The sequence below is a fragment of the Pseudomonas sp. TWI628 genome (assembly GCF_039673865.1).
Lineage (GTDB): Bacteria > Pseudomonadota > Gammaproteobacteria > Pseudomonadales > Pseudomonadaceae > Aquipseudomonas.
The window spans coordinates 22,037-40,791 of record NZ_JBDJMM010000003.1; the positions used below are offsets into that span (position 1 = coordinate 22,037).

Consider the following 18,755-nt stretch of genomic DNA (forward strand, 5'->3'; position numbering starts at 1 on the left):
AAACGAATATACAGGTCGGCTATGCCCATTCAGCCCTGCACCCTCTTCAAATGCCTCGGTGACGAAACCCGAGCCCGGATCATGTTGATGCTCGCCGCTGAGGGCGAGCTGTGCGTTTGCGAACTGATCTGGGCACTGGACGACAGTCAGCCGAAAGTCTCCCGGCATTTGGCTCAACTGCGTACCTGTGGCTTGCTGGAGGATCGCCGGCAAGGCCAATGGATCTATTACCGCCTTCATCCGCAACTCCCCCAATGGGCAGTGGATGTACTCAAGACGACGCTTGAGGCAAACCGCTCTTGGCTTGGCGATGATCAAAGTCGCCTTGCTTCTATGGAAGGTCGCCCGGTACGCCAGGTCTCCTGCTGTTGAGTGTTTTGCAGACCTGACAGGTTGCTGGCGATTTCAATCCCATTTTGCTTACGACACTGGCAGCACTTGCCGTGCGCTTGAGCATCAGCGCTTAGGAGTTAACGTGTGAAGATCCTGTTCATGTGTACGGCCAATAGCTGTCGTAGCGTCTTGTCCGAGGGGCTGTTCAACCATGTTGCCCCGGAAGGCTTCACGGCCATCAGTTCGGGCAGCTTTCCCAGCGGCAAACTCAATCCGCGTGCGGTGAGCACGCTGCAAGGGCTGGGTGTCGACACGTCTGGCCTGTACAGCAAAGGTTCAGAGGCGTTCGCCGACGCACCACCCGATATCGTTATCACCGTGTGCGACAAGGCGGGCGGCGAGCCTTGCCCGGTGTATTTTGGCCCGGCCATCAAGAGCCACTGGGGGCTATCCGACCCGTCAGAGGCAGACGGCACTGACGAGGATGTTCAGGCCGCATTCGATGCAACGGTTGAACACATCAAAAGGCGGTGTGCAGCCTTCTTCACTCTGGTTCTCAGAACGCTTCAGGGTGCTGATCTGAAGCAGGCCCTGGATCGTATTGGAGCACTGTGATGAGCGAATTTGATACCGACACTTGCGAGATTTTTCCTGCCCTTGATCTGTCGCTGATGGATCTCCCCAGCGCCGATAAACTTGGCCTGGCAAATGATGTGGACGTCAAGCCACGCATCCTTTTGCTCTATGGGTCGACCAGAGAGCGGTCGTTCAGTCGTCTGTTGACGCAAGAGGCTGCACGCCTGCTCCAGCACATGGGCGCCGAGACGGTGATCTTCGATCCGTCAGGGCTGCCTTTGCCGGATGATGCACCCGTCGACCACCCCAAAGTGCAAGCGCTACGTGATCTGGTGCTGTGGTCAGACGGTCAGGTGTGGTGTTCCCCAGAGCGTCACGGCGCGATGTCTGCAGTATTCAAAGCACAGATCGACTGGATTCCTTTGACCCTGGGTGCCGTGCGGCCCACCCAGGGTAAAACCCTCGCAGTGATGCAGGTGTGCGGCGGCTCTCAGTCGTTCAACGCCGTCAACCAGATGCGTATTCTCGGCCGGTGGATGCGCATGCTGACCATCCCGAATCAGTCGTCGGTGCCGAAAGCGTACCTGGAGTTTGACGAAGCAAACCGAATGAAGCCTTCGCCGTACTACGACCGTTTAGTCGATGTGATGGAGGAGTTGGTGAAATTCACGCTGCTGGTTCGTGGCCGTGAGGGCTATCTGGTAGATCGCTATTCGGAGCGAAAAGAAAGCGCGCAAGCTTTATCGGCCAGGGTGAATCAGCGCTCCATCTAGACGGCGCGCAGAGGGGAAGGGCTTGTAGCCGCTGAGCTAAGCCTTGGCTCCAGGAACAGTCAGCCCGTTGGCAATGGCACTGGCTTCAAGCTTTGCACGCTCCGCGTCGAGAAAAACATAAGTGGCTTGCAGCGCGGTGATCTTCGCTTGAATGTCGGCCATCTTGTTGGCGACCAGGGCCGCGCCTTGCGCGCAATCGATCGTATTACCCCGCTTGGCCTGAAGGATGTCCCTGATCTCGGCAAGTGAAAAACCGCCGCCCTGGGCACTCTGAATGAAGGCCAGATCGGCAACGGTCTGATCGCTATAGCTGCGGTAGTTGTTGGCTTGGCGATGGGCCACGATGAGCCCGAACTGTTCGTAATATCGCAATGCATGGCGGCCGAGCCCGCTGCGGCGCTCCAACTCTCCAATATTCACCGTAAAACTCCTTGACTGTAGAGTGCCCTCTATACCTTAGCCTGCGCCGATCTTCCAAACAAGGATTCGGATATGAGCGTGGAATGCTTCGTCACAGGCGGCAGTGGCTTTGTGGGGCAACATTTGCTGGCGCGGCTTACTGCGACAGGGCACAAGACCTGGGTGCTTATGCGCAGCCCTGAAAACATCGAGCGCCTCAGAGAGCAGGTAGGCCGGCTGGGCGGTAACCCGGCGTCTATCCATGCGGTTGAGGGCGATATCAGCAGAGAAGGGCTTGGGCTCAGTGAGGCAGACAGGCAATGCGTGTCTTCGGTCGCTGTGGTGTTCCACCTCGCGGCGCAATTCACCTGGGGGCTGACAATGGAGCGCGCGCGCGAAGTCAATGTGCAAGGGGCGCTGAGAGTCGCAAGGCTCGCCGCCAGCCAGCACATCCGATTACTGATGGTGGGCGGCTATATGCTGCAAAACCTGACCCACCTTGCCCATGTCGGCGTTGACGTCGAGTGCCCTGAAAACACCAATTGGCCTGTAGTCTATGAGCGTGTGGGTGGCTACGAAGGCAGCAAGCTCGAGTCGCATTTTGCAGTCATCCGTTACATGCAGGAGGCAGACGCGGATTACACGATTGTTCATCCCGCCACGGTGTGTGGCCACAGCGAGAGTGGGCACATCCTGGAAGGGCAGCCGCTGGCCGAACTCATTCGAAACCTGGCACAAGGCCGGTTCAAAGCTGTCCCCGGTTCCGCCAGGCACTGGTTGCCAGTCGTCAGCGTCGATTACCTGGTAACGATGATAACCTGCGTGGCGTTCGACCCCTCGATGGCCAACCGGCAGGTCCTGGCGCTCAATGAGGGCACACCGAACCTTCAGCGGATGCTTGCGCAACTGGCAACAACGCTGGAAGTAAAGGCCCCTCGACGCCACGTAGCGATAGGCTTGCTCAAGTGGCTATTGACCATTCCTGGGCTGGCGGCCCGATTCGCGATCAGCACCGAGTCGTTGAACTTTATTCAGACGCAGCGCTTTGACATGAATTACAGCAAGCAATTGGAGCGCAAGTATCAATTAACACATCCAGACCTGGCACGAACACTGGAAAAGACGGTGCGCTACGTCAAGGGTTACTTGCCCAACTGAGCCCACCCATGACAAGGAATGTAATGATGCAATCTCATTTCGGCAAAGGCGTCGTCTTTGCACTCTGCGCCGCGGCATTGAATGCAACCATCGGCGTACTCAGCAAGGTGTTGATGAACAGTGGATTCAGCTCCAGCAGTATCGCCTTGATAAAAACCCTGCTCGGCTGCCTGCTGCTGTCAGTCTTGCTACTGTTCCTCAAGCGGCCCTTGCACGTGGCTAAGTGGCTCCCGGCAGCGGTGTGCGCCTTTCTCGGCATTTTCATGCTGTTCCACTTTGAAACTTCGGCCTATAGCCATTACGCCGCGGCCGGGGTCGTGGTGATCCTGATGGCTAGCGCATCCATTTCTTCGATATTACTGGGACGGATAGTCCTCAACGACCCCATCACCGCCAACGTGACGGTAGGCGCCGGATTGACGATAGCCGGTATTGCGGTCATTTTCGGGGCCGATATGGAGCAGGGCTTTACCCTGCAAGGTGCAGTGCTCGCGTCGATCGCAGGCTGCAGTTATGGGGCATTCTCGGTAGCCATGAAGCGCATGGGTGTGGCTGGGGGGCTGCATTTCACTCGGCAACTTTTGCTTTTCGGCAGCCTTTACCTGCTGATGCCGGCGGCGAGCGATGGGTTCGTCATGGGAGAGCTGTCGCTGCTGGCGGTCATGGCATTGCTCGCTCTGGCGACACTGCCGACCATCCTCGGTTTCTTCTGCACCACCAAGGCCATCGAGTATTTGAAGCCGTCGCAAGTTCAAGCACTGGAACTGACTGAACCGCTGTTTGCCGCGCTGTTGGCGTTCGTGGTCCTCAATGAGGTGCCGCGAGACACTTTGTACCTGGGGGCCGGTTTGATCCTCTTTGGGCTGTGTTTCTCCAATGAGCTGATCCGCTTGGGCAAGAAAGCGCCACAGCCGTCCGGTGTGTAGCAGTTATGGCGCAGGCCTTCACAGCCCGCCGCCGAAGCGATACTGCCAGACCACGCCGGCCACATCGAATTCGCTGCCGGTGCGGGTGTGGGCACCATTGCTGGCAAACAGCTTCACCGAGTTGTTGCGGTTGACCGGCAGGGTGAGGGTGCAGCCATAGCGGGTGTTTTCCTGGAAGTCGTGGTTGCCCACCCCGTCGACCGAGGTGTTGCCGCCAGCGAAATAGGTGCCGTCCAGCGAGGCCCAGACACCATTTTGAAAGGCGTAGATCAGGTGCACCTGGGTCTGGTAGATCGGCCGCTGGGAAAAGCTGCGGTTGCCGAGGTACTGGTTGTTGTCGGTGAAGAAGGTGCCTGCGCCCGACAACTCCAGGGTCACTGCGCCGATGCGCTTGGAGATGCCGATTTCAGGCTTGAACGACCAGCGATTGTTGCCGAGGTTGACCAGCCGGCTGGAGTCGTATTGGCCAAGCGGCGCGGTGATCGCCAGGCTGGTGCCGATGATCACGTCCTGCTGGTAGCTGGGAAACTCCGCCAGCGACAGGGCCGGGGCGCCATACCAGTTGACTGAAAAACGCAATCTCGGGTCGATCAGGCCGCTCACATTGCGCTCCCTGGGTTCGCCGGCGAACAGTGCAGAGCCGCTCAACCTGGCCTCGGGCACGACGACATCGAACTTGGCGGAACGGCCCCAGACATCCAGTGACCTGGCATAGGCAAACACCACCGTTTCGATGTCGAGCTTGGCATCTTCCAGCGGCACCGAGGGGTTGGCGGTCACGTTGCCCCGCAGGTCGCTGTAGCCCAGCAGCAGGAAGTTGATGCCGACTGGCGTATTGGCGTAGGCCCTGGGCTCGAGATCCTCGGCGTTGGCGCCCTGGGCGGCCAGCAGCAGCGGCGCCAGGCTCAACGGAGCCAGCCTGACCACGCAGGGTCTGTGTTTCGACGCCATTCGCTCGCTTCCTGTCAGGGTGCCCGGGTGCTATGTACTGTTGTAGTTGATCCGGCAGCGGACGTCGCCCCGTGTATCAGTGGATACCTTGGTCTTCCAGTACTTTGCGCAACGCATGCACGCCGACCGCGACGATCAGCCCGGTCATGACGATGCCCGCCATTCCGATCAGCATGGCCAGGCAGCGTGCCAGGCCAAGCTTGGGCACCAGGTCGCCATAGCCAATGGTCAAGCCTGTCACGAAGGAAAAGTACAGGCCATCGCCCACCGGCCAGCCTTCCAGCTCGCCGACGACCAGCCCGAGCAGGGCCATGAACACCAGCAGCACCGACACGATCGGCCAGACCACCAGCAGCCCGCGCCAGAATTCACCGATGAAGTCACGCCGCAACGGTTTCATGGCTCGCATGGGACACTCCTTGAAAGAAGCAAACGACGGATTTGTTCACCCTCACACCTGGCTGCATTGCCAATCACCAGCCATCATCATCTAGCAGAATCTAGCTGTACTGGCCGTATTGCGGGTGTGCTGTACCTGGCTGGCCGACGCTTTTGCAGTGCAATCCCCCTTTGGCATCGACGCTTGGCGCGGAGGTCATCATCGTGCGCGATCCTGCAAAAAAAATGGGCCTGGTCGGGCTCACCACGTTGGTCACGGTGAACATGATGGGCTCCGGCATCATCATGCTGCCGGCAAGTATGGCGCAGATCGGCGCCGTCTCGCTGTTGTCCTGGGTGATCACGGCTGTGGGCTCGATGGCCATCGCCTATTGCTTCGCCCAGTGCGGCATCTACTGCACGCGCTCAGGCGGCATGTCGGCCTACAGTGAAGAGGCGCACGGCAAATCCGCGTTCTTCCTCTGTTCCTACCTTTATTTTCTGTCACTGATGATCGGCAACGTTGCCATCGGCATTTCTGCCGTGGGTTACCTCACGCCCTTCATCCCCTGGCTCGGCAGCGGTGCGCTGCCGCTGCTGGTCGGGGCGGTGGCGCTGATCTGGTTCACGACCCTGGCCAATCTGGGGGGCGCCGACATCACCGGGCGCCTGGGGGCGATCAGTGTCTGGGGCGTGATCGTGCCGGTGGCGGGCCTGAGCCTGATCGGCTGGTTCTGGTTCAGCCCTGCAACCTTCCATGAGGCCTGGAACCCCGGGCAGGTGCCGGTCGGCCAGGCGATCACCAACAGCATTCCGCTGACTTTGTGGGCGTTCCTGGGCATGGAGTCGGCTGCGCAGAACTCCGACGCGGTGGAGAACCCCAAGCGCAATGTGCCGCTGGCCTGCCTGTTCGGCACGCTGGGCGCGGCGGTGGTGTACATCCTTTCGACCAGCGTCATCCAGGGCATCGTGCCCAACCCCGACCTGGCCAACGCCAGTGCGCCGTTCGCCCTGGCTTACGCACGGATGTTCGATGACACCGTTGGCAACGTGATCATGGGCCTGGCGGTGATCGCCTGCGTCGGCTCTTTGCTGGGCTGGCAGTTCACCCTGGCAGAGACCGCCAAGGTCACGGCCGGGCAGGGGCTGTTCCCGAAACTGTTCACCCGCACCACGGCCCGGGGCGTGCCCCTGGCCGGGATGCTGACCTGTGCGGTGATGCAGAGCCTGATTGCCCTGTCGACCTTGTCACCCAACGCCAGCGCCCAGTTCGGCAGGCTGGTCAACCTGGCGGCGGTCACCAACATCATTCCCTACATCACCTCGCTGACCGGCTTGCTGGTGATCATGTACAAGGCCCAGGTGGACATCGCCATTTTCCGCCGCAACAGCGCCATCATGCTGGTCGCCGTGTGCTATTGCCTCTATGCGCTTTACGCCTCGGGGCTGGAGGCGGTATTTGGAGCGGCACTGATCATGGCGTTGGGTTACCTGTTGTTCGGCTTCATCGCCAAGCGATTCATCAAGGGACTGGACATGATCGGAGGCGCGCCATGAGCAGCAGAGCGAAGCTGGCCAGCCTGTGCCTTGCCAGCCTGATTGGCTGGGCGACACCCTATGCTACGGTTGCTGCAGCGGATGTCATGGGCCGGATACGTGACAGCCAGGTGCTGACGCTGGGGTACATGGACGGTTTTGCGCCGTTTTCCTCGGGCAATGAACAGGCCCCGCAAGGTTACGCGGTCGAATTATGCCGGGCAGTTGCCGAACGGCTGCGCCAGACGCCCGGTTTTGCCGGGCTGCAGGTGCGCTGGCGGGCGCTGCCGGAGCAGGAGGTTGCGCGCTCGTTGAGCGAGGGGCAGGTCGATCTGTTCTGCACGCCTGCGGTGGAAACCCTCGCCAGGCGCAAAACCCTGGACTTCTCCATACCGGTGTTCACCTCCGGCCTGGCCGCCATGGTCAGGCGCGATGCACCCGCGACCTTGCTCGGGCCGCTCAACGGCCGTGCCGGTGATAGCGGCCCACGCTGGCGCGCGACGATCAATGCGGGCCTGAGCAAACACAGCTTTGCCGTGCTGCAAGGCACGGTGAGCAGCGATTGGGCCCGGCAACGGATTCGCCAGCTTGGTTTGCAATCCACCTTGCAGGAGGTGCCCACCTATCAGGAAGGGGTGCGCCGAGTGGCAGCGCGCGAGGTTGATGCCTTCCTCGGCGACCGCATGGTCCTGTTGGCCTACCAGGCCGGGCAGGCCGAACGTGAGCAGCTGTGGGTGCCGGACCGTCTGTTTGACATGCACCAGGTAGCGCTGGCGATGGCCCGGGGCGATGAGGATTTTCGGCTGCTGGTGGACAGCGCCTTGAGTCAGGCGCTTGCAGGGCCGCGCGGCGAGGAGCTGTACACGCGTTACCTGGGGCCACAGTCGGCGCAGGACCGTTTGCTGCAGGGCCTGTACTCGCTGCCTGATTAACCGGGCCGGCCTTTGATCATCCCCTCGCCGCGAACCGCAAGGCCAGCGGCAGCGCCAGTGCCCAGACGGGCGCCAGGATCAGCGCGGTATCCAGGCGCCCCAGAGGCAAGTCGATACCGGCCAGCCGGGCGCCGGCCAGATAGGCCAATGGGCCACCGAGCAGGCCCAGCAGCACCGCGAGCCATGCGGGCTGGCCGAGCCCTGCCAGGCTGTGGCGCATGCCACTGGCCAACACCAGCCACAGCAGGGCCAGCCACGCAGGCAGCGGCCACTGGCCGAAGCTGAATACGCCGAGCATGCCCAGTGTGCTGTCCAGCAGGCAGCCAGCCACCGCTACCCACAGCAGCACGCGCAGCTCACCGCCTGGGCTCAGCCACACGTGCAGCAGCAGGCCGAACACTACTATCAGCAACAGCCAAGGCCTGTGCGCCCCCAGTACACACAGCCACCAGCCAGCCTGCAGCCACAGCGCATTGCCGAGCAGCCAGCCACGGCGCACCATGTTCAGGCACCCGGTAGTGGCGCCCGGCGCGCCTGGGGCCCGGCCCACAGCATCTGGGCCACGCCGATGGTCCGTTCCTCGAAGCCGCCCTGGCAATAGCACAGGTAGAACTCCCACAGGCGCTGGAAGGCGTCGTCGTAACCGAGCCTGGCCAACTCGGTGCGCGAATGGCGCAGGTTGTCGCGCCAATGGCGCAGGGTGCGCGCATAGTCCTGGCCGAAATCCTCAAGGTGCACCAGGTTCAGCGCCGTCTGGCGGCTGGCGGTGTCGAGCAGGACGCTCAGCGAGGGCAGGGCGCCGCCAGGGAAGATATAGCGCTGGATGAAGTCCACCGAGCGCCGGGCCTGGGCGTAGCGCTGGTCGCGGATGGTGATGGCCTGCAGCAGCATCAGGCCGTCGTCCTTGAGCAGCGCGGCACATTGGCGAAAGTAGGTGGGCAGGTAGCGGTGGCCGACGGCCTCGATCATCTCGATGGACACCAGCTTGTCGAAGCGCCCGCGCAGGTCGCGGTAGTCCTCGTGCAGCACGGTGACGTGCTGCTCCAGGCCCAGCGCCTTGACCCGCTGCAAGGTGTGCGCGTGCTGCGCGGCGGAAAGGGTGGTGGTGGTGACCCGGCAGCCATGCTGCAAGGCCGCGTAGATGGCCAGGCTGCCCCAGCCGCTGCCGATTTCCAGCAGGTGTTCGCCGGGCTTGAGTTCGAGCTTCTGGCAGATCTGCCGGAGCTTGTTCGACTGCGCCTGTTCCAGGCTTTGCTCGGCGCTGTCGAACTGAGCGGCGGAATACATCATGGTCGGATCGAGCAGCCGTTCGAACAGGGCATTGCCCAGGTCATAGTGGGCCAGGATGTTGCGCCGTGCGCCGCGCCGGCTGTTGCGGTTGAGGTGGTGCAGCAGGCGCAGGGCCGGGCGCGCCAGGCGGGCCAGGCCGCCCTCCATGGCGTCCAGCACGTCGAGGTTGGCGACGAACAGCCGGGTCACTGCGGCCAGGTCCGGGCTGCGCCAGTAGCCGTGGATATAGCCTTCGCCGGCGCCGATCGAGCCATTGCCGGCCACCAGGCCCCAGGCGGCGTCGTCCACAATCTCCACTTCCGCGTAGAGCGGGCTGGCGACGTCGCCGAAGCTCCATTGCCGGCCTTGGCTGATCAGGCGCAGATGGCCACGGCTCAGCTGATGCAGCTGCGCCAGTACCGCACGCCTGGCCAGCCCGCCGAACAGCGGCGTGATTCCGGCTGATTTGCTAACGCTCAAGGTCGGTTCGGACATGGTCGGGTTCCTCGCGGATGGCTTGGCCAAGCGACAGGTCGTGCTGGCTGGCAGAGTGGTCGTAGACGGGGGAGCGTTTGAGCAGCAGGCGCAGGGCTTGCCAGTAGATGCCGGTGACGGTGCGCAGGCTCATCCAGGGAAAGGCCAGGATGTGCCGATGCAGGCTGGCGCGGTCCAGCGGCTGGCGCTGCACGGCAAGGTCTGCGGCGAATACCAGGTGCCCGGCGCGCCAGTTTTCCATGTGCACGCGCACGCGTTGTGCATCGACCGCGAAGCGCAGCCGGTAGTCCATGTCCATGGGCATGAACGGCGAAACGTGGAAGGCCTTGGCCACGGTAAAGGGCCGGTCCAGGTCGCCTTGCACCGGCAGCACGTAGTGATAGCGCTCGCGCCAGGGGGTGTTGCGCACCTCCAGCAGCACGGCCGCGACCTGACCTTGGCGGTCGTGGCAGAAGTAGACACTCACCGGGTTGAACGACAGCCCCCAGCAGCGCGGTTGCGTCAGCAGGTGCACCGCGCCTTCGGGCACCTGCCCGGTAGCCTGGCCAACCAGCAGGCGCGCGGCCTCGATCAACGGCATGCCCTGGCGGGTCAACGCCGGCAGGTAGTCGGTTTCGCGCCAGCACAACGGTGCCAGGCGCGAGCGCCCGAGCCAGCGCGACAGGCCTGGCAGGCGCGGCAACTCGTCGAGGTCCAGATAGAACAGGCCGATGCGATAGCGGAACGCGTGGGGCGCAGGGCTCAGGCGCCGGTGGCTGAGCCAGCCGTGACACAGGCTGCTGTTCACAGCTGCTCTCCAAAGTGCCTGGCGACATTCAGTGCACTGAGCACGCCGTCTTCGTGAAAGCCGTTGGCCCAGTAGGCACCACAGTAGTAACTGTGCAGCGGGCCCTGCAGTTCGCCCTGCCGGGCCTGGGCGGCCACGGCGGCGAGGCTGTACTGGGGATGGGCATACTCGAAGCGGGCGAGGATCTGTGCCGGGTCCACCAGCGCCGTCTGGTTGAGGCTGACGCAGAAGGTGGCCGGCGCCTCGATGCCCTGCAGGATGTTCATGTTGTAGGTGAGCGCAGCGGGGGCCTGCTCGCTGCCAGCCAGGCGGTAGTTCCAGCTGGCCCAGGCCCTGCGCCGGCGGGGCAGCAGGCGGGTGTCGGTGTGCAGCACCACGTCGTTGCTGGCGTAGCGGATGGCGCCGAGGATCGCCTGCTCCTGTTCGCTGGGACCATCCAGCAGCGCCAGGGCCTGGTCGCTGTGGCAGGCGAAGACCACCTTGTCGAAGCGTTCGCTGCCAGCGGCCCAGGCCACGCTTACGCCCTGATCGTCGCGGCTCACCCGTTGCACCGGGCAGTTCAGGCGAATGTGCTCGGCAAAGGGCTGGCACAGCGGCGCTAGGTAGCTGCGTGAACCGCCCGCGATCACCCGCCATTGCGGGCGCTGGTTGACCGACAGCAGGCCGTGGTTACGGCAGAAGCGCACGAAGAACTGCAGCGGGAAATGCAGCATGTCGGCCCGCGACATCGACCAGATGGCCGAGCCCATGGGTACGATGTAGTGGTCGATGAAGCGCTGGCCGTAGCGGTTATCACGCAAGTAGTTGCCCAAGGTGGTCTGGCCGTCGATACGCTGCTGGTCCAGGTCGGCCAGGGCCTGGCGGTTGAAACGCAGCACATCGCGCAGCATGCCCCAGAAGCCTGGCGACAGCAGGTTGCGCCGCTGGGCGAACAGGCTGCGCAGGTCGTGCCCGTTGTACTCGAAGCCTGTGCGCGGGTCGTGCACCGAAAAGCTCATCTCGGTCACCCGCGAGGCGACGCCCAGGTGCTCCAGCAGGCGGATGAAATGCGGATAGGTCCAGTCATTGAAGACGATGAAACCGGTGTCCACCGCATGGTGCTGGCCGCGCCAATGCACATCGACGGTATGCGTGTGTCCGCCGACCCGGTCTGCCGCTTCGAATACCGTGACGGCGTGCTGGCGTGACAGCAGGTGGGCGCATGTAAGGCCGGCGATGCCGCTACCGATGATGGCGATGCGCATGGCTCAGCCCTGGGGTTGACGCGCCAGGCGCTGGCCCAGCTTCAGGCGCCAGCGTGCCGGCAGTGCGCCGAGCAGGCGCAGCAACAGGGTGAAAGTGGCGGGGAACGTGATCTCCAGTGGGCGACGGGGCAGTCGTGCCAGAATGTGCCCGGCGGCGCGCTCGGCGCTCCACAGCTGGGGCATGGGGAAGTCGTTGCGGCGGGTCAGGGGGGTATCGACGAAGCCGGGGTTGACCAGGGTGACATCAATGTTCTCGTGGGCCAGGTCCAGGCGCAGGGATTCGACCAGGTAGCGCAGCGCGGCCTTTGACGCGCCATAGGCACCGGCCCGCGGCAGGGCAAACCAGCTGACCGAGCTGCCCACCACCACCAGGTGCGGGTGCTGGCTGCGGCGCAGCAAGGGCAAGGCCGCAGCCAGGCAGTGGCTGGTGCCGAGCAGGTTGGTGCGGATCACCCGCTCGACCAGCGCCGGGTCGAACTGTCCGGGCTCCAGGTATTCGCAGGTGCCGGCATTGAGGATTACCAGGTCCAGCGAGCCCCAGGCTTGCTCGATCTGCGTGGCGATCAAGGCGACCTGCTCAGGCTGGTCGACATCGCCGACAGCCAACAGGACCTGGCCCGGAAAGTGTGCGGCGAAGTTTGCCAGGCTTTCTGCCCGACGCGCCCCTAACGCTACCTGGTGGCCTTGCTCCAGCAAGCGCTGCGCCAGTGCCGCGCCGATGCCGCTGCTGGCACCGGTCAGCCAGCAGCGGCTCATGCCAGCCTGCCCTTGAGCCAGCGCACCGCGCCGCCCAAAACCGGCACATGCTCATACAGCAAGGCGCCGGCGTCGAAGTAGTCCTGGTGAAAGTGCACCCGTGCGCGCCAACGCAAATGGCTGCAGCCCTGCAGGCTGATCGGCTGGCCGCCAGCCAGGCGCGGGTGGCGATAGTGCAAGGTCCAGCGGATGTAGCCGTGGCCCGGCTGTGGCTCGTCCAGGCCCTCGAAGGTGTAACGGACCTCGGTAACGTTGCCATACAGCTGGGCGAAATAGGCGCGCAAGGCCGTCAGCCCACTGATGTGATGGAGCGGGTCGCGAAAGGTGACATCCTCGCTGTACAAGTCGCCCAGCATCTGGAGGTTGTCTGAACCCAGCGCGGCAAAGCGCTCGGTGAAATGTTGCAGGTAGTTGGACATGCACAATACCTGTACAAAATGAAATAACTGTACAAGGTATAGTGCAGGTGCCCGGATAAATCTATACAGAAGAATATTTTTGTACAATTTTATCGCGCACCCTGTGCGCGGCCTTCAGCCATACGGTGGCGCTGGCAGCTCGGCCAGGAGCCGTTTCAGGCCATCGCTCCACTGCCGGCGAATCTGCTGGTAATAGGCGTCGTCGCTGGTGATGCGTTGGCGCGAGTGGGTTTCCAGGCTGCCCTTACGGTACACCAGCAGGTCCAGCGGCAGGCCCACCGACAGGTTGCTGCGTATGGTCGAGTCGAACGAGATCAGGCCGCAGCGTAACGCTTCATCAAGGGGGGTATGAAAGCTCAGGTTGCGGTCGAGAATCGGCCGGCCGTACTTGCTTTCGCCCAGTTGCAGGAACGGCGTGTCTGCGGTGGCCTGGAAGAAGTTGCCCTGCGCGTAGACGTTGTAGATGCCCATGGGCGCGCCGGCAATCTGGCCGCCAACGATGAATGAACTGCTCAGGTCGATGCCGGCGGTCAGCTTGCTGCGGTCGCGGCTGACTACCTCGCGCAGGGTGTCGGCGACCAGCACCGTGGCGTCGTAAAGCGTGGCCACGTTCAGCAGGTGCGGGCCGCTGCCCTGGGTACGTTGCCTGAGCAGGTTCACCACCGACTGCGAGGTGGCCAGGTTGCCGGCGGTCTGCAGCACGATCAGGCGCTCGCCCGGTACGCTGAACACGAACAATTTGGCAAAGGTCGAGATCTGGTCGATGCCGGCATTGGTGCGTGAGTCGCTGATGAAGACGAGGCCGTCCGCCAGGTGCATGGCGACACAGTAGGTCATGCGGTTTCCCTTGTTTTTCTAGAAGCGGGTGCAGCGCCAGTCACTGGCGGTGCACGTGGACGCTGGCCTGCATCGATTCGGCGCCGCCACCCCGGCGCACGCCCCTGACCGGGCAGGCGTCGAGGTAGTCCAGGCCCACGGCGAGCTTCAGGTGACGCTCTGGCCGGGTCAGGCGGTTGGTGATGTCGAAGCTGTACCAGGCGTCATCGACCCAGGCTTCGGCCCAGGCGTGGCTGGCCAGGTGCTGCTCGTCCTCGGTGCACAGGTAACCGGAGACGTAGCGCGCCGGGATACCCAGGCTGCGTGCGCAGGCGAGAAAGGCGTGGGTGTGGTCCTGGCAGACGCCGGCAGCGCCGCTGAACGCCTCGATGGCGGTGGTGCCGACGGAGGTGGCGCCCGGGCGGTACGGCATGTGCTCGGCCAGGCCGTGCATCAACCCGATCAGCGCCGCTCGCTCGCGGTGTTCGCCGCAGTGCTGGCGGGCGAAGGCCTTGAGGGTGTCGTCGGCCTGGGTCAGGTGGCTGCCGCGCAGGAAGGGCAGCGGTGACTGGCTTTCGTGCTCCAGTTCGCGGTCCGGGTCGATCTCCACCTGGCCGCTGGCGGTCAGCACCAGGTGACCATGGGGTTTGTCCAGGGTCAGTACATGCAGGATGTTGCCATAGGGGTCGATCTGGCCTTTCACCTTGCAGGGCAGGTCCAGCTGCCATTGATCGATGCGCTGGCGCTCGCTGCTGCGCGGCGTCAGGCGCAGGAACTGGATGCTGTTGCAGACGTCGCTGGCGTAGCTGTAGGTGGTGTCGTGGCGAATGGACAGTTTCATACGACCTCCAGGTAGGAGTGATGGACCGCCTGGCCCAATTGGTTGATACGCCCGATGAAGTCGGTCAGCCACGGGTGCAGGCCCGCTTCGAGGATTTCGTCGATTGCGGTGTAGCGCAGGCGCGCATTGAGTTCGGCGGCCATGCGCTGGGCGGCGCGCCCGGTGCTGCCCGGCAGGCTGGCGAGGATCTGGTCGAGTTCCTCGATGCAGGCATGCAGCGAGCGCGGCACGTCCACCCGCAGCAACAGCAGCTCGGACACCGGCCGGGCGCTGGGCGCGGCGCGATAGAGTTCGTTGAAGGCCTCGTACGAGGTCAGCGCACGCAGCAAGGCGCTCCACTGGTAATAGCCGCGGGCAGAGTCGTCGCTGACCTCTTCAGAGGCCTCGCCAAACATTTCGTAGCGCGCATCGAGCAGGCGCAGGGTGTTGTCCGCCCGCTCCAGGAAGGTCCCCAGGCGAATGAAGCTGTAGGCGTCGTTACGCATGATGGTGCCCGAAGTCGCCCCGCGGAACAGGTGCGAGCGCTCCTTGACCCAGTCGCAGAACTGGCTGATGCCATAGCGCCCCAGGCCGTTGCTGGCGATGTTGCGCATCTCCAGCCAGGCCGCGTTGATGTTTTCCCACATGTCGGCGGTGATGCGGCCACGCACTGCATGGGCATTGGTCCTGGCCGCCTGCAGGCAGCAATAGATGCTGCTGGGGTTGGTCGCGTCGAGGGCGAAGAAGTGCAGCATGCGCTCGCTGTCGAGCTCGTTGTGCCGGCGGCGGTAGTCGTCCAGCATGCCGGCGGCCAGCAGCGACATGGCCAGCTCGGCATGGCCGTCGCCGCGCCCGGCCTGGGGCATCAGTGACAACGAATAACTGACTTCGAGCATGCGCGCGAGGTTCTCTGCGCGCTCCAGGTAACGGGACATCCAGTACAGGTCGGAAGCGGTTCTCGAAAGCATGGTTCAGTCCTCCACCACCCAGGTGTCCTTGGTACCGCCGCCCTGCGACGAGTTGACCACCAGCGAGCCTTCCTGCAGCGCCACGCGGGTCAGGCCACCAGGCACCAGGCGGGTTTCACTGCCCGACAGCACAAACGGGCGCAGGTCGATGTGGCGCGGGGCGATGCCGCTGTCGACGAAGGTCGGGCAGGTGGACAGGCACAGCGTGGGTTGGGCGATGTAGGCGTGCGGGCGGGCCTTGATGCGGGCGCGGAAGTCCTCGATCTGGGCACGGGTCGACGCCGGGCCGACCAACATGCCGTAGCCACCGGAGCCTTGGGTTTCCTTGACCACCAGCTCGGGCAGGTGCGCCAGGACATGGGACAGGTCCGCAGGCCGGCGGCATTGCCAGGTGGGCACGTTGTTGAGGATCGGCTCTTCGCTCAGGTAGAAGCGGATCATGTCGTCGACGTAGGGGTAGATCGACTTGTCGTCGGCCACGCCGGTGCCCACCGCGTTGGCCAGTACCACGTTGCCGGCGCGGTACACCGAGGTCAGCCCAGGCACGCCCAGCATCGAGTCCGGGTTGAACGTCAGCGGGTCGAGGTAGTCGTCGTCCAGGCGGCGGTAGATCACGTCCACCTGTTGCGGGCCGGCGGTGGTGCGCATGTAGACATGCTCGTCACGGATGAACAGGTCGGCACCCTCGACCAGTTCGATGCCCATTTCCCGCGCCAGGAAGGCATGCTCGAAGTAGGCGCTGTTGAAGCGGCCCGGGGTGAGCAGCACGGCGGTGGGGTTGTCCAGCGGGCTGGCGCTCTTGAGCGTGTCCAGCAGCAGGTTGGGGTAGTGGTCGATGGGGGCGATACGCTGGGCGGCGAACAGTTCGGGGAACAGCCGCATCATCATCTTGCGGTCTTCGAGCATGTAACTGACCCCGCTGGGGGTGCGCAGGTTGTCTTCCAGCACGAAGTAGCTGCCATCCCCATCGCGCACCAGATCGACGCCGGCGATATGGGCATACAGCCCACGGTGCAGGTCCAGGCCCTGCATGGCGATCTGGTAGCCTTCGTTGGCCAGCACCTGCTCCGGCGGGATGATGCCGGCCTTGAGGATGCGCTGGTCGTGGTAGATGTCCTGGAGGAACAGGTTCAACGCCTGCACCCGCTGGATACAACCGCGCTCGACCATGCGCCATTCGCTGGCGCGGATGCTGCGCGGGATGATGTCGAAGGGGATCAGGCGCTCGGTATCCTGCTTGTCGCCGTACAGGGTGAAGGTGATGCCGGCGCGATGAAACAGCAGGTCGGCTTCGCGCCGGCGTTGTTCCAGCAGCTCCAGCGGGGTGTTGGCCAACCAGCGGGCAAACTCCTGATAATGCGGGCGGCAACTGCCGTTCGCTTCGTACATTTCATTGAAAAAAGCCCGGGACATAGCCACTCCTTGCTACCGTTGCTGGCAGTGCGTTTTGCGTGCAAAAGGCCATTGCAATGAAGGTGCCGAAACTACGGCGCAGCGTTCGAGTGAGCGTGAGTGAGCGCTAAGGCATTGAAACAATGTGGTTTTGTTGCGCAATCAAAGGGCGGCGTGGGGCGCAGTGGTGACTGCCTGACACCGGGGCTGCCGCCCGGCGTGCATCAAAAGGGCGCGTCATGCATCGCGCTGCAGGTTTTGCCCCGAGTTGGTGCTTGCGTTGTGATTGGCTTACTCCTGATAGATCTTGGTCAGCAACCGTAGCAACTGCCCCCGTTCCTCATCATCCAGCGCTGACGTGGCGTCGCGGTCGCTGTCGCTGGCGATCTGCTTCAGTTCCTTGAGTAGCGCTTCCCCGGCCTTGCTCAGGTAGATGCCGTACGAACGCTTGTCCGGCTTGCAGCGCACCCGCACCGCCAGTGCCCGCTCTTCCAGCTTGTTGAGCATGGGCACCACCTGCGGCGGCTCGATTGCCAGCGCCCGCGCCAGGTCGGCCTGCATCAGCCCCGGGTTCTGCTCGATGATCGCCAATGCCGAGAACTGCGCTGGGCGCAGGTCGTAGGCCGAGAGCCGGCCAATCAGGTTCTGAAACAGCTTCAGTTGCGCACGGCGCAACGCGTAACCGATCAAGTCCTCAAGTACCACTTCCCCGGCAGCGGGGAGCAGGGGGGCGGTGTCGGCAGTTCGGGCAGACCTGGCCATCAGGGGCATGCTCCTCGGTTATTGATAAGAAAGTTACCCAGTTTGCCTGCCCCCGCACGATCAGGCTAGGGGCGCGCCAGTAAAAAAGCTGCTCGATACACACGCAGATAAAGATAACTTTCATAACGATTAATTGACATAACTAATTTGCTCGATTAGCGTAAGCCCATCACCTCGAACAACAAGAGTGCAGAACCATGAGCAAATACGAAGGCCGCTGGACCACCGTCAAGGTCGAACTGGAATCGGGCATCGCCTGGGTCACCCTCAACCGGCCGGAAAAGCGCAACGCCATGAGCCCGACCCTGAACCGGGAGATGGTCGATGTGCTGGAAACCCTGGAGCAGGACGCCGACGCAGGCGTGCTGGTACTGACGGGTGCTGGCGAATCCTGGACCGCAGGCATGGACCTCAAGGAGTACTTCCGCGAGGTGGACGCCGGCCCGGAAATCCTCCAGGAGAAAATCCGCCGCGAAGCCTCGCAATGGCAATGGAAGCTGCTGCGCCTGTACGCCAAACCGACCATCGCCATGGTCAACGGCTGGTGCTTCGGCGGCGGCTTCAGCCCGCTGGTGGCGTGCGACCTGGCCATTTGCGCCAACGAGGCCACTTTCGGCCTGTCGGAAATCAACTGGGGCATCCCGCCAGGCAACCTGGTCAGCAAGGCCATGGCCGATACCGTTGGCCATCGCCAGTCGCTGTACTACATCATGACCGGCAAGACCTTCGACGGCCGCAAGGCAGCGGAAATGGGCCTGGTCAACGACAGCGTGCCGCTGGCCGAGCTGCGTGAAACCACCCGTGAGCTGGCGCTGAACCTGCTGGAAAAGAACCCGGTGGTCCTGCGCGCCGCGAAGAACGGCTTCAAGCGTTGCCGCGAACTGACCTGGGAGCAGAACGAAGACTACCTCTACGCCAAGCTCGACCAGTCGCGCCTGCTGGATACCAGCGGTGGTCGCGAGCAGGGCATGAAGCAGTTCCTCGACGACAAGAGCATCAAGCCCGGTCTGCAAGCCTACAAGCGCTGAATCCAGCGGCGGGCATTGGCCTCATCGGCCACTGCCC

General features: G+C 63.3%; 22 protein-coding genes. 8 read left to right on the forward strand and 14 right to left on the reverse strand.

From position 1 onward, the window contains the following. Window positions 1-21: 21 nt before the first annotated feature. The 3 genes from ABE528_RS02855 (at window position 22) to arsH (ending at window position 1,682) form a co-directional block, all read left to right on the forward strand. Window positions 22-372 (forward strand): metalloregulator ArsR/SmtB family transcription factor, encoded by a 351-nt coding sequence (locus ABE528_RS02855; RefSeq protein WP_152958172.1) that lies wholly within the window; start codon window positions 22-24, stop codon window positions 370-372. A gap of 105 nt (window positions 373-477) precedes the next feature. Continuing rightward, window positions 478-948, forward strand: coding sequence for an arsenate reductase ArsC (locus tag ABE528_RS02860; protein WP_346652122.1), 471 nt, complete (start codon window positions 478-480; stop codon window positions 946-948). Next, a complete protein-coding gene (arsH, locus tag ABE528_RS02865; RefSeq protein WP_346652123.1) occupies window positions 948-1,682 on the forward strand; it encodes an arsenical resistance protein ArsH in 735 nt (244 codons plus the stop codon). The genes ABE528_RS02860 and arsH overlap by 1 nt, the downstream gene beginning before the upstream one ends. 36 nt (window positions 1,683-1,718) lie before the next feature. Here arsH and ABE528_RS02870 read toward each other — a convergent pair whose 3' ends face one another. Beyond that, the gene (locus ABE528_RS02870) at window positions 1,719-2,102 is read right to left on the reverse strand and encodes a MerR family transcriptional regulator (RefSeq protein ID WP_346652124.1); all 384 of its coding nucleotides are present in this window, start codon (window positions 2,100-2,102) and stop codon (window positions 1,719-1,721) included. A 72-nt stretch (window positions 2,103-2,174) separates the two neighbouring features. On the opposite strand from ABE528_RS02870, the gene ABE528_RS02875 reads away from it, so the two are divergent. Both ABE528_RS02875 and ABE528_RS02880 read left to right on the forward strand, forming a co-directional pair. Beyond that, a complete protein-coding gene (locus ABE528_RS02875; protein WP_346652125.1) occupies window positions 2,175-3,239 on the forward strand; it encodes an SDR family oxidoreductase in 1,065 nt (354 codons plus the stop codon). A gap of 26 nt (window positions 3,240-3,265) precedes the next feature. Beyond that, the gene (locus tag ABE528_RS02880; RefSeq protein WP_346652126.1) at window positions 3,266-4,165 is read left to right on the forward strand and encodes an EamA family transporter; all 900 of its coding nucleotides are present in this window, start codon (window positions 3,266-3,268) and stop codon (window positions 4,163-4,165) included. An 18-nt stretch (window positions 4,166-4,183) separates the two neighbouring features. Here the strand turns inward: ABE528_RS02880 and ABE528_RS02885 are convergent, their stop codons facing one another. Together ABE528_RS02885 and ABE528_RS02890 are read right to left on the reverse strand one after the other, a co-directional pair. Beyond that, complete coding sequence (locus tag ABE528_RS02885; protein ID WP_152958176.1) at window positions 4,184-5,116, reverse strand: transporter; 933 nt, start codon at window positions 5,114-5,116, stop codon at window positions 4,184-4,186. 76 nt (window positions 5,117-5,192) lie between these two features. Further along, window positions 5,193-5,525 carry a potassium channel family protein gene (locus ABE528_RS02890; RefSeq protein WP_256669395.1) on the reverse strand — a complete coding sequence of 111 codons (333 nt, stop codon included), beginning with the start codon at window positions 5,523-5,525 and terminating at the stop codon, window positions 5,193-5,195. 194 nt (window positions 5,526-5,719) lie between these two features. On the opposite strand from ABE528_RS02890, the gene potE reads away from it, so the two are divergent. Together potE and ABE528_RS02900 are read left to right on the forward strand one after the other, a co-directional pair. Then, window positions 5,720-7,051 carry a putrescine-ornithine antiporter gene (potE, locus tag ABE528_RS02895; protein ID WP_346652127.1) on the forward strand — a complete coding sequence of 444 codons (1,332 nt, stop codon included), beginning with the start codon at window positions 5,720-5,722 and terminating at the stop codon, window positions 7,049-7,051. Further along, the gene (locus ABE528_RS02900; protein WP_346652128.1) at window positions 7,048-7,962 is read left to right on the forward strand and encodes a transporter substrate-binding domain-containing protein; all 915 of its coding nucleotides are present in this window, start codon (window positions 7,048-7,050) and stop codon (window positions 7,960-7,962) included. Before potE ends, ABE528_RS02900 begins: the two co-directional genes overlap by 4 nt. 16 nt (window positions 7,963-7,978) lie before the next feature. Here ABE528_RS02900 and ABE528_RS02905 read toward each other — a convergent pair whose 3' ends face one another. The 11 genes from ABE528_RS02905 to ABE528_RS02955 all read right to left on the reverse strand — a co-directional run bounded on the left by ABE528_RS02905 (window position 7,979) and on the right by ABE528_RS02955 (window position 17,690). Continuing rightward, window positions 7,979-8,461 carry a DUF2878 family protein gene (locus tag ABE528_RS02905; protein WP_346652272.1) on the reverse strand — a complete coding sequence of 161 codons (483 nt, stop codon included), beginning with the start codon at window positions 8,459-8,461 and terminating at the stop codon, window positions 7,979-7,981. Between the two features lie 5 nt (window positions 8,462-8,466). Next, window positions 8,467-9,726 carry a cyclopropane-fatty-acyl-phospholipid synthase family protein gene (locus tag ABE528_RS02910; RefSeq protein WP_152958179.1) on the reverse strand — a complete coding sequence of 420 codons (1,260 nt, stop codon included), beginning with the start codon at window positions 9,724-9,726 and terminating at the stop codon, window positions 8,467-8,469. After that, window positions 9,701-10,513, reverse strand: coding sequence for a DUF1365 domain-containing protein (locus ABE528_RS02915; RefSeq protein ID WP_346652129.1), 813 nt, complete (start codon window positions 10,511-10,513; stop codon window positions 9,701-9,703). Before ABE528_RS02915 ends, ABE528_RS02910 begins: the two co-directional genes overlap by 26 nt. Continuing rightward, on the reverse strand, window positions 10,510-11,757 hold the full coding sequence (locus ABE528_RS02920; RefSeq protein WP_346652130.1) for an FAD-dependent oxidoreductase: 1,248 nt from the start codon (window positions 11,755-11,757) through the stop codon (window positions 10,510-10,512). Before ABE528_RS02920 ends, ABE528_RS02915 begins: the two co-directional genes overlap by 4 nt. A 3-nt stretch (window positions 11,758-11,760) precedes the next feature. Next, entirely contained in the window at window positions 11,761-12,513 is a 753-nt protein-coding gene (locus ABE528_RS02925; RefSeq protein ID WP_152958181.1) for an SDR family NAD(P)-dependent oxidoreductase, read from the reverse strand. After that, complete coding sequence (locus ABE528_RS02930) at window positions 12,510-12,932, reverse strand: nuclear transport factor 2 family protein (protein WP_152958182.1); 423 nt, start codon at window positions 12,930-12,932, stop codon at window positions 12,510-12,512. The genes ABE528_RS02925 and ABE528_RS02930 overlap by 4 nt, the downstream gene beginning before the upstream one ends. 114 nt (window positions 12,933-13,046) lie before the next feature. Beyond that, window positions 13,047-13,769 carry a proteasome-type protease gene (locus ABE528_RS02935; RefSeq protein ID WP_152958183.1) on the reverse strand — a complete coding sequence of 241 codons (723 nt, stop codon included), beginning with the start codon at window positions 13,767-13,769 and terminating at the stop codon, window positions 13,047-13,049. A 40-nt stretch (window positions 13,770-13,809) separates the two neighbouring features. Further along, complete coding sequence (locus ABE528_RS02940) at window positions 13,810-14,589, reverse strand: transglutaminase family protein (RefSeq protein WP_152958184.1); 780 nt, start codon at window positions 14,587-14,589, stop codon at window positions 13,810-13,812. Continuing rightward, the gene (locus tag ABE528_RS02945; protein ID WP_346652131.1) at window positions 14,586-15,536 is read right to left on the reverse strand and encodes an alpha-E domain-containing protein; all 951 of its coding nucleotides are present in this window, start codon (window positions 15,534-15,536) and stop codon (window positions 14,586-14,588) included. The genes ABE528_RS02940 and ABE528_RS02945 overlap by 4 nt, the downstream gene beginning before the upstream one ends. A gap of 3 nt (window positions 15,537-15,539) precedes the next feature. Then, window positions 15,540-16,949, reverse strand: a complete 1,410-nt coding sequence (locus tag ABE528_RS02950) for a circularly permuted type 2 ATP-grasp protein (RefSeq protein WP_152958186.1) — start codon at window positions 16,947-16,949, stop codon at window positions 15,540-15,542. A 270-nt stretch (window positions 16,950-17,219) separates the two neighbouring features. After that, window positions 17,220-17,690: a MarR family transcriptional regulator gene (locus tag ABE528_RS02955; protein ID WP_103447709.1), complete on the reverse strand. Its 471-nt coding sequence runs from the start codon at window positions 17,688-17,690 to the stop codon at window positions 17,220-17,222. Window positions 17,691-17,887: 197 nt separating this feature from the next. Between ABE528_RS02955 and ABE528_RS02960 the strand changes: the two genes are divergently transcribed. After that, window positions 17,888-18,718: a p-hydroxycinnamoyl CoA hydratase/lyase gene (locus ABE528_RS02960; protein WP_152958187.1), complete on the forward strand. Its 831-nt coding sequence runs from the start codon at window positions 17,888-17,890 to the stop codon at window positions 18,716-18,718. The last annotated feature ends 37 nt before the right edge of the window (window positions 18,719-18,755 follow it).